This is a genomic window from Mesorhizobium sp. M0676 (assembly GCF_040320535.1).
Lineage (GTDB): Bacteria > Pseudomonadota > Alphaproteobacteria > Rhizobiales > Rhizobiaceae > Mesorhizobium.
In genome coordinates this window covers 1-3,012 of sequence record NZ_JAMYPU010000070.1, presented here as the reverse complement: position 1 = coordinate 3,012, position 3,012 = coordinate 1, and the positions used below count along the sequence as shown (strand labels likewise).

Sequence of the window (3,012 nt, the reverse complement as noted above, 5' to 3'; positions counted from 1 at the left end):
CGCAGCCGCTGGTGCCCGACAGCGAGCGGGTCAAGATGGAGACAGTCAACGAGTTGTTCATGCGGGTGACGCTGACCTTCGGCTACATGGAACAGCCAAACATTCCGCGCGCCCTGGCGACCTGCCGCAAGCAAGGCTGGAAGTTTGACATCATGACGACATCCTTCTTCCTGTCGAGGCGCTCGCTCAAAGCCTCGCCCAATTCGGGCATGCCGGTGTGGCAGGACAAGCTGTTCATCGGCCTGGCACGCACGGCCGCCGATGCGACCGAATATTTCCAGATCCCGACCGGACGCGTCGTCGAGATCGGAACGCAAGTGACGATTTAGGGCATGCCGCGGTTGAGAAGAATCGGTGCTGTCACATTGATTGAGCGGTAAGGAAATTCAGGTAGCAGCGCGCCCGGCACTGTAAGTTTCAGCGGCTTGATGCAGCGATAGCTGGCCGGGACGGCTGTCACGCTGTGGCGACACAATGCATGGCGGCGTTACGCAGGTCTCGATGTTGAGCCGATGACAGCGCATTGCAGGGAAAGTGGAGCAGGTCGGCAATCGGATCATGGATGGAAACGAACCGCTGAAGCTGGCGTGCCGACTTGAAGCGTTTCATGATCCTTTCGCGTCGTCGGGCCGGCTGGTGCGAATTTTCCGCTCGATAATTCAGGCCTGTGTGCGACCGGTGTTCGACGCCGGGCATGAGGTCGCGCATGGCGGCATCATAGGATCGGAGCTTGTCGGTGATCATGATCCGTGGTGTCCGCCCTTGAGCCTTCAACTTGCGCATCAGACGCTTTGCCGCCTTGGCATTTCGGCGGCTTTGTACCAGCACTTCGAGGACGAAGCCGTCCTGATCGACGGCACGCCAGAGCCACTGCTTCTTGCCACAGATAGCCACGACACATTCGTCGAGATGCCATTTGTCGCCCAGGCAGCCGGCTGACCGTCGCTTGATCTCTCGGGCGAAATTCCGTCCGAATTTCTCCGCGCAGCTTCGAACGTTCTGATGCGTGACGATGATGCCGCGGGCCGCCAGCATGCCTTCAACCATGCGCAGGCTGAGCGGAAAGCGAAAGTAGAGCCATACCGCGTGCGCAATGATCTCGGGGGAAAGCGGTGGCGACCATAGAGCGGACCACGAGCAACTTCTGACATGGCCCAATGTACGCACATCTTCATAGCTGTCGGTTGACTTTACGGTGCCGCGCCAAGCGAGCAGCATCCGGCCGGCGGGGCCGACCCCGTCTCCCGGCCGTGAGCAGAACGGCATCGCGCAGGGGCCGCTTCATCCTCGACGCGGCCAGCCTGCTTTGCCGTTACCGCCGCCGCCGAAAGCGCCAGGCGTTGCCGCCAGGCGCCGGTCCGCCGGCAGCGGTTCGTCTCCACCGATGCTCCGATTGCCAACCAGTTCCACTTTCCCCCAATACCTGCGTAACGCCGCTATGCAAATCTGGAATAAAATCGCGTATGTCGCCGCAGCATGACAGCCGTGCCGGCCAGCTATCGCTTCATCAAGACGCTGATATCTTTACAATGCCCGCACGCCTCTCGCGCGCCAACGGCCAGTCGGTGTCGCGAATTGAGGCGCGCTGAAGCCGTCCGGCTCAGCCGATCATGGCGCTTCGGTTGCCGGGTTCGAGGTCGTGGCCTCTGCCGCTGCGCGATTCTAGCATTTGCGCCTTGGAGAGCTCTGCTTCAGGCTCGGCGAGGCATTGCGCGGCTGCGGTTCTCTGCCGCAGAAGGTCCGATTGCGAATTCTTGACGTTGTCACGACGTAGGCGAGCGGCCTTGGCGAACGTCGGATAAGCGAAATGATTGACATCGGAGATGCCGGCCTTCGTTTCCTCGGCGTTTATCTGGAAGTCCAGTTCTCGCGCCATGCGTTCGAAATCGGCAATCATGATGTCTAGCTGGTGCAACTGTCGCCGCTTCTCATTCACCTGAAATTGCTTCGGTCGGACCAGATTACCTCGTGGCTTCATGACTCGGTACTCCGGTACCCATTTCGTCCAATCAAACCGCTCTCTCCCCTTAACGTTAGGCCTACAGCGACTCTCAGGTTTTCTGCTGCGAGCGGAAACATATTTTCCAAAATCCTTGGCCGATGGCTATGAGTTCAATGGCATCGACAAGCATGCGAGCGGGGGACTTAAGGGGCGGTAAAAAAAGGCGGAATAGGGCGATTTTCACAATGTCTGCATATGAACGCGTTGAGACCTGCGGCGGGCTTGACACACAAAGCAATAGTCAAGATTTGCGACATGGACGCCGGGGGGCATGAATACGCCCGCCGTCAGCTACACGCCCCCCGATTTCCGCCGCCTATTATCGCCCACGCGGTCTGGCTTTATTTCCGGTTTCCGCTGAGCTTGCGCCTGGTTGAGGAAATGCTGCTGGAACGCGGCATCGTGGTTTCGTATGAGACAAGTCGCCGGTGGGGCATCAAGTTCGGGTTGGACTGCGCTCGCTGCTTGCGCCGCAAGCCGCCGTGCCGGAATGATGTCTGGTACCTGAACGAAGTGGTCGTCACCATCGCCCGGCAAAAAGCTTTGGTTGTGGCGCGCCGTCGACCAGGATGGATATATGCTGGACGAAATCGTGCAAAACCGCCGCAACACCAAGGCCGCCAAGCGCTTGCTGACGCGGCTGTTGAAGAAGCAGGGGCTCGCGCCGAAGCGCATGATCACTGACCAGCTGCGCTCGTATGGAGCGGCAAAGCGACAGGTGATGCCGGACGTCAAGCACCGGTCGCACAAGGGGTTGAACAACGGAGCGGAGAATTCCCATGTGCCGCCGCGAAAACGGGAGCGGATGATGCAGGGGTCCGATCGCCGGGAGGCCTGCAACGCTTCGTCTCGACCTTGTCAGCCCTCCGCAACCTCTTCGTCCCGCCCCGCCCCAAACGTTCTGCTCTCGCCATACATGTTCATCGCTTGCAAGCCATCGCCGAATCGAAGGCCGTGACTGGAACGCCCGCATGAATTCAGCAGCAGCAGCCCTCGGCCGGCCAATTTCA

General features: G+C 59.8%; 2 protein-coding genes and 3 pseudogenes. 2 read left to right on the top strand and 3 right to left on the bottom strand.

The window, feature by feature from the left end; all coding sequences use genetic code 11:
- A partial coding sequence (locus NKI35_RS31195; RefSeq protein ID WP_502897198.1) for a KUP/HAK/KT family potassium transporter occupies nucleotides 1–329 on the top strand: 329 nt, incomplete at its 5' end.
- A 127-nt stretch (nucleotides 330–456) separates the two neighbouring features.
- On the opposite strand, the pseudogene NKI35_RS31190 reads toward NKI35_RS31195, so the two are convergent.
- From NKI35_RS31190 to NKI35_RS31180, 3 genes and pseudogenes are all read right to left on the bottom strand, one after another.
- Nucleotides 457–1,151: pseudogene (locus tag NKI35_RS31190) on the bottom strand (IS6 family transposase).
- Between the two features lie 49 nt (nucleotides 1,152–1,200).
- Nucleotides 1,201–1,400: pseudogene (locus tag NKI35_RS31185) on the bottom strand (DUF1403 family protein); the annotation flags it as partial.
- Between the two features lie 200 nt (nucleotides 1,401–1,600).
- Complete coding sequence (locus NKI35_RS31180) at nucleotides 1,601–1,978, bottom strand: flagellar export protein FliJ (protein ID WP_352742639.1); 378 nt, start codon at nucleotides 1,976–1,978, stop codon at nucleotides 1,601–1,603.
- A gap of 279 nt (nucleotides 1,979–2,257) precedes the next feature.
- Between NKI35_RS31180 and NKI35_RS31175 the strand changes: the two are divergent.
- Nucleotides 2,258–2,977, top strand: a pseudogene (locus tag NKI35_RS31175) (IS6 family transposase).
- Nucleotides 2,978–3,012: the final 35 nt, after the last annotated feature.

Coding starts and splice junctions, on each gene's coding strand:
- NKI35_RS31180 (WP_352742639.1), bottom strand. CDS start 1,978: ATGAAGCCACGAGGTAATCTGGTCCGACCGAAGCAATTTCAGGTGAAT.